The following is a 6,822-nucleotide window of genomic DNA, read 5'->3' on the forward strand; positions in this document are numbered from 1 at the left end:
AGCACCGCTTCTTCTTCATTTATAGCCGTTTGTCCTGGTGGCTGTGGAATATCCAAGTCTTTAAGGGCTTGCTCAAAGAGGTCACGGTCTTCCGCACGGTCCAGATCCTCGACTTGAGTTCCAAGAATGGTCACTCCTGCTTTTGCCAAGGGCTCTGCAAGGTTGATAGCTGTTTGACCACCGAACTGAACGATAACGCCTTTTGGTTGCTCAAGATCAATGACATTCATGACATCTTCAAAGGTCAGGGGTTCAAAATAGAGCTTGTCAGACACTGAGAAGTCTGTTGAAACCGTCTCAGGGTTTGAGTTCATGATAATGGCTTCATAGCCAGCTGCTTGAATTGCCTTCACGGAGTGGACAGTTGCGTAGTCAAACTCAACCCCCTGACCGATACGGATTGGACCTGAACCTAGGACTAGGACGGATTCCTTATCAGACTTGATAGACTCATTTTCCCAGCCATAGGTGGAGTAGAAATATGGAGTTTCTGACTCAAACTCAGCTGCACAAGTGTCCACCATCTTGTAAACTGGGGCGATCTTGTTTTCCAAACGGAACTCACGAACTTGCTCACCCGTTGTTTTCCAAAGTTCAGCAATCTTACGATCTGAGAAGCCATTTAGCTTAGCTGTTTTCAAAACTTCTAGATCTTGTGGATGGGCGCCCAATTCTTGCTCGATTTCAAAGATATGCAAGAGTTTATCAAGATAGAAGATATCAATCTTGGTCAATTCAGCAATTTCTTCTGGTGTGTAACCACGGCGAATAGCTTCTGATACGTAGAAGAGACGGTCATCTTGGGCCTTGACAACCTTTTCAATCAAGGCATCATCCGAAACAGATGCAAGCTCCGGCATTTCATTGTGATGAACTCCGATTTCAAGGGAACGACAGGCTTTTAGAAGAGATTCCTCGATGTTACGACCAATGGCCATGACTTCGCCTGTTGCCTTCATTTGGGTACCCAGACGACGTTCTCCTTTTTCAAACTTATCAAATGGGAAGCGTGGAATCTTAGCAACCACATAGTCAAGGGCTGGTTCAAACATGGCATAAGTTGAGCCCGTAACGGGGTTAATAACCTCATCCAGAGTCAAACCAACGGCAATCTTGGCAGCCAATTTGGCAATCGGATAACCCGTCGCCTTAGAAGCAAGAGCTGATGAACGAGATACACGAGGATTTACTTCGATGACATAGTACTTAAAACTATGTGGATCAAGAGCCAACTGAACGTTACATCCCCCCTCGATTTTGAGAGCGCGAATAATGCTCAAGCTCGCGTCACGTAGCATTTGGTTTTCATAGTCTGACATAGTTTGCGCAGGGGCAAATACAATGGAATCCCCAGTGTGAATCCCAACTGGATCAAAATTCTCCATATTACAAACAACCAAAGCATTGTCAGCTGAGTCTCGCATGACTTCGTATTCGATTTCCTTGAAACCTGCAATGGAGCGCTCAATCAAACATTGAGTCACTGGAGACAACTTCAATCCATTTTCAGCTATTTCACGTAACTCTTCTTCGTTGGCACACATTCCGCCTCCTGTACCACCAAGGGTAAAGGCCGGCCGAACGATAACAGGATAACCAATAGAAGCTGCAAAGGCTACTGCTTCTTCCACTGTGTTGACAATTTCAGATTCTGGAATTGGTTGGTTCAATTCCTCCATCAATTGTTTAAAGAGGTCACGGTCCTCAGCTTGGTCGATGGCAGATAATTTAGTACCGAGAAGTTCCACACCAAGCTCATCTAGGATACCATTTTTAGACAATTCCATAGCCATATTGAGCCCTGTCTGACCTCCAAGAGTTGGAAGCAAGGCATCTGGACGCTCCTTACGGAGAATACGCGTCACAAACTCAAGCGTAATCGGTTCGATGTAGACCTTGTCCGCAATCTCCTTATCCGTCATGATGGTTGCAGGGTTTGAATTCACCAAGACAACCTCATAACCTTCCTCTTTCAACGACAAACAAGCCTGGGTCCCCGCGTAGTCAAACTCAGCAGCCTGACCAATAATAATCGGACCAGAACCAATCACCATAATTTTTTGAATATCAGTACGTTTAGGCATTTATAAGATATTAAGGGCGTCAAGCGGACAAAGCTAAAATAGGAGTTATGACGAAGAACTCTCAGTTCTAGGAATAACTATCTTTTTAGCACCGTCCGTAGCCCGTATTCAGTTTAGCAAATACGGACCACCCATCTCCTTTCTATTCGGCAACTCTCAGGTTGCCATTAAATAAATTCTCCGACGATTTTTTAGAGAAACGGTATTTTTCGATAAAAAATCTAGTGCAGGGAGTTTTTAGTTCGCCTAATAGCGACTAAAAGAAACGACCTGCCTTTCTATTCGTCGCCTCACAGAGCGACATTAAATAAATTCTCCGATGATTTTTCAATAATAAATCGAGTGTAAAAATTTTCAGCATCTCATTGCTCAACTAAAAGAAAGGGACTTGCCTTTTTATTCGACAAGTCTCTGACAGAGTTTATTATATCAGCGATTAGCAGATTTAAACGACTCCATCATTTCCATAAATTCATCAAAGAGATAGCTGGCATCGTGCGGTCCTGGAGCTGCATCTGGGTGGAATTGCACAGAAAAACCTGGCTGGTATCTGTGGCGAATTCCTTCAACCGACTTATCATTTATTTCTTCGTGCGTAATGATCAAGTGCGCTGGCAAATCCTCACGGCTAACCGCATAACCATGGTTTTGACTAGTAAAGTCTACACGTCCTGTTGCAATCTCACGTACCGCATGATTAAATCCACGGTGACCAAACTTCATCTTGTAGGTCTTGGCTCCATTTGCCATAGCAAAAAGTTGATGTCCCATACAGATGCCAAAGATTGGAATTTTCCCTTGCACACCACGAATCATGTCCAGTGCCTGGGGAACATCTTCTGGGTTACCTGGACCATTTGACAACATGACCCCATCAGGATGGAGATGGAGAATTTCTTCTGCTGTGGTTGTGTATGGAACTACGGTCACGTTACAGTTACGTTTAGAAAGTTCGCGTAAAATAGAATGTTTAAGTCCAAAGTCTACCAGTACGACACTCAATCCAACTCCAGGTGCAGGATAAGCTGTCTTAGTAGAGACTTGCTTGATATTATCTGTCGGTAGAACTGTCGCTTGGAGCTGGTCTATGATATGATCCATACTGTCTCCAATATGTGTCAATGTTGCACGCATGGTGCCATGCTTACGGATGATCTTTGTCAAAGCCCGTGTGTCAATTCCTGATATGCCTGGTATTTTCTTAGATTTCAAGAATTCGTCCAAGGTCATTTGATTGCGCCAATTACTCGCTCTTCTAGCTTCTTCAAAAACCACTACTCCCTTACAGGTAGGATTGATGGATTCGTAGTCGTCACGGTTAATTCCATAATTTCCGACTAAAGGGTAGGTAAAGGTTAAGATTTGTCCATTGTAAGACTGGTCTGTTACGGATTCTTGGTAGCCGGTCATCCCTGTGTTAAAGACGATTTCCCCTGTTACATCAATATCTGCTCCGAAGGCCTTGCCTTCAAATACTGTACCATCTTCTAATACTAGAAGTCGTTTTTTCATCTACTCACCTCTCGTTGATGCTCTCAGACATCTTTTAACGCTTTGTGCCTTATTTTGCTTTTCTGTAGGCCAGCACGGATTCTAAAATCGCCATTCTGACAAAGACACCGTTGGTCATTTGCTGAACAATACGTGATTTCGGTGCTTCTACCAAGTGATCAGCGATTTCCACATCACGATTGACTGGAGCTGGGTGCATAAGGATTGCTTTTTCTTTCAAGCGGTCATAGCGTTCTTGTGTCAAACCATGCTGGATATGGTAGTTTTCTTTTGAAAATCCTGTCACAATTTCATGACGTTCATGCTGCACACGAAGAAACATCATAACATCTACTTGATCAATCACCTCATCAATTGATACAAAGCGACCGTAATGCTCAAACTCCTCACTTCTCCATTCCTCAGGACCTGCGAAGTAAAGCTCCGCTCCCAAGCGTTTAAGGATTTGCATATTGGACTTGGCAACCCGTGAGTGATTGAGGTCGCCAGCGATAGCCACCTTGAGGCCTTCAAAATGTCCAAATTCTTCATAAATTGTCATCAAATCAAGCAAACTTTGACTAGGGTGTTGCCCTGAACCGTCCCCACCATTGATAATCGAAGTTGTGATGGTCGGGCTAGCAATCAATTCTCTGTAGTAGTCCACCTCTGGGTGACGAATGACACAGGCATCCACTCCTAGTGCAGAAAGTGTCAAGATCGTGTCATAGAGTGTTTCACCCTTATTCACTGAACTGGTCTTCACATCGAAATCCAAAAGATCAAGTCCAAGTTTCAGTTCTGCTACCTCAAAGGATTTGTGGGTACGAGTTGAACTTTCAAAGAAAAGGTTGGAAACGATATGCTGCTCCTCATAAGAAGCACTCGCTCCGTTTTTAAATTCAATTCCTCGTTTAATCAATTTCATTACTTGTTCTACAGTAAGATCTTCCATAGAAACAACGTGTTGCAAAACTTGTTGATTTTCTGACATTTTTTACTCCTTCTAGTGTTTAGGCTTGGTCTGTGATCAGTACTCTATCTTGTCCATCTAGTTCTGTCATCTCTACGATGATTTCTTCAGAACGACTGGTCGGAATATTTTTCCCAACATAGTCCGGACGGATTGGAAGTTCTCTGTGGCCACGATCAACCAAGACCGCCAAACTCACACGAGCAGGGCGACCGTGGCTAACAATATTATCAATGGCAGCTCGGATAGTCCGACCAGTGTAGAGTACATCGTCCACCAAGATGACTTCCCGATCTGTCACATCAACAGATATTAGAGAAGTATCTTCTCCACTTTTTACATCGTCACGGAAAGGTTTAGTATCTAGTTCTACCACTGGAACAGAGATATTTTCTAGCTGTTCCAATCGTTCTTGGATACGGCGAGCGATAAAGACACCTCGCGTTTTTATCCCAGCCAGAACGATTCTATTCAAATCTTTGTTGCGTTCGATAATCTCGTAGGTAATCCGAGTAATCGCTCGTTTGACGGTCAATTCGTCTACAACTTCTTTTGTCTTCATGACAAACCTCCAAAAAGAAAAGTCTCCTTAACAAGGAGACTTGAAATGTATAGCCAAGCGAGCCTTACTGTATACAGTATAGACTTCGACTATCTATTAATCCAGCTCCTTGCCTGCCTCACAGGACAGGTTTAAAGGAATATTTTATTGTTATTACTATATCACAAAGAAAGGATCAATGCAAGAAAAAACATAAAATTTTCATCTTATAACGAACTAAAATCATATAATTGGGGATAGTGATCGCATTCTGGATTTTTGGGATGACAGATAGCTCGTCCAAAGTAAATCATGGCCTGGTGGGCTGCTAACCATTCTTCTGGTGGCAGAACGTCCATGATACGTTTTTCTACCTCAAGTGGCGTAGCTGATTTTTTAACGATATCGTGATGCTTGCAGATACGCTCCACATGGGTGTCCACTGCAAAAGCAGGAATTCCAAAGCCCACGCTCATGACGACATTTGCTGTTTTGCGTCCAACACCCGCTAGACTTTCTAATTCCTCTCGAGTCTGAGGCACTTGACCGTCAAAATCGTCTAGTAACTGTTGGGCACATTTTTTAAGAAATTTAGCCTTATTTCGATACAGTCCCAGACGAGAAATGTGTGAAGCAATTTCACTTTCAGTCGCGACAGACATGGCTTGTGGCGTTGGAAAAGCAGCAAAGAGACCTGGCGTGGCCTTATTTACCGCTGCATCTGTCGTCTGGGCTGACAGCATCACTGCAACCAAGAGTTCAAAGTGATTGGTAAAATCAAGACTAGGCTTCGCATCTGGAAAAAGAGCAATAATTTCCTCTATGACATGACGGGCACGTTTCTTGGATAAAACCATCTACTCGTCTCCATCAAACAGTCCTTGCAAGCCAGCAAAAGGACTGTTTTCTTCTTTCTTGACTGCTTGTTGGGCTTGGTATTCATCTTCAGTCATGATTTGCCAGTCATTTCCAGACACAAAACCTTGACCCGCCTCTTCTTCTGCCGTCAAGACCTTGATTGGGATATTGAGCAAGATATTATCTGCTACGCTCTCAGCAAGGTCGATTTCCCCATTTTCGATAGGCAAGACCAAATCATCATCTAGAACTTCCTGGTCCAGTTGATTGGTCACTCCTTCCATGAAAACTTCTGTGACTGGATAAGACTCAGCTAACTCAACTGGCTCCATACTGCGGCTGGAAGCAAGAACAATGGTATATGACAACTGATAGTCTAAGAAATACAGACGGTCTTCGTACTGCACCTTTCCCACTGCTAAGATATATTTGACATCTAAAATCTCTTGATTTCGTTTACGCAAGTCTGCTGCCAGGTCTAAAGCTTGTTCAAAATGCAGGCCTTCAGGTTGCTTACGAATTTCTTGAATATTTAACTTCATATTTCCTCCATAAAGATGTACTCACTTGATTATACCATGAAAAGGCTATAAGTCAGCCTCCCAAACTTTAAGATTAAAATCTCATTTTTAACATATTTACTATGACAATTTTCCCTATAAGTGCTATACTATAGGCAAGAATACATCAGAGCAAGGAGGATGCTCATATGGAAGATAAAGAACTCATCACCGAAGCTTACCAACTCCTTTCCGAGTTAAATAAAAGCTACCAAAGCTGTAAACAAGGCACAGCCGATGATCTTCGACTGCAAGAGCTGCTGAACACCACTCTTAAGAAACTAAAAAAAGCAAAAAAGCTGGACAACAGTATCT

Annotated in this window: 6 protein-coding genes; all 6 read right to left on the bottom strand. The window is 43.0% G+C overall.

Annotated features, from left to right (window positions below; translation table 11 throughout):
* On the bottom strand, positions 1 to 2,084 hold a 2,084-nt coding region (gene carB, locus SORDD16_RS05660; protein WP_061452688.1), incomplete at its 3' end, for a carbamoyl-phosphate synthase large subunit.
* Positions 2,085 to 2,513: 429 nt separating this feature from the next.
* Entirely contained in the window at positions 2,514 to 3,596 is a 1,083-nt protein-coding gene (locus tag SORDD16_RS05665; RefSeq protein WP_061452689.1) for a carbamoyl phosphate synthase small subunit, read from the bottom strand.
* A 49-nt stretch (positions 3,597 to 3,645) separates the two neighbouring features.
* On the bottom strand, positions 3,646 to 4,569 hold the full coding sequence (locus SORDD16_RS05670; RefSeq protein WP_061452690.1) for an aspartate carbamoyltransferase catalytic subunit: 924 nt from the start codon (positions 4,567 to 4,569) through the stop codon (positions 3,646 to 3,648).
* 19 nt (positions 4,570 to 4,588) lie between these two features.
* Positions 4,589 to 5,110, bottom strand: a complete 522-nt coding sequence (gene pyrR / locus SORDD16_RS05675) for a bifunctional pyr operon transcriptional regulator/uracil phosphoribosyltransferase PyrR (protein WP_061452691.1) — start codon at positions 5,108 to 5,110, stop codon at positions 4,589 to 4,591.
* Between the two features lie 206 nt (positions 5,111 to 5,316).
* Positions 5,317 to 5,946 (bottom strand): endonuclease III, encoded by a 630-nt coding sequence (nth, locus tag SORDD16_RS05680; RefSeq protein WP_061452692.1) that lies wholly within the window; start codon positions 5,944 to 5,946, stop codon positions 5,317 to 5,319.
* A complete protein-coding gene (locus SORDD16_RS05685; RefSeq protein WP_061452693.1) occupies positions 5,947 to 6,489 on the bottom strand; it encodes a YceD family protein in 543 nt (180 codons plus the stop codon).
* Positions 6,490 to 6,822 lie beyond the last annotated feature (333 nt).

It is taken from the genome of Streptococcus oralis (assembly GCF_001578945.1).
Classification (GTDB): Bacteria; Bacillota; Bacilli; order Lactobacillales; family Streptococcaceae; genus Streptococcus; species Streptococcus oralis_Q.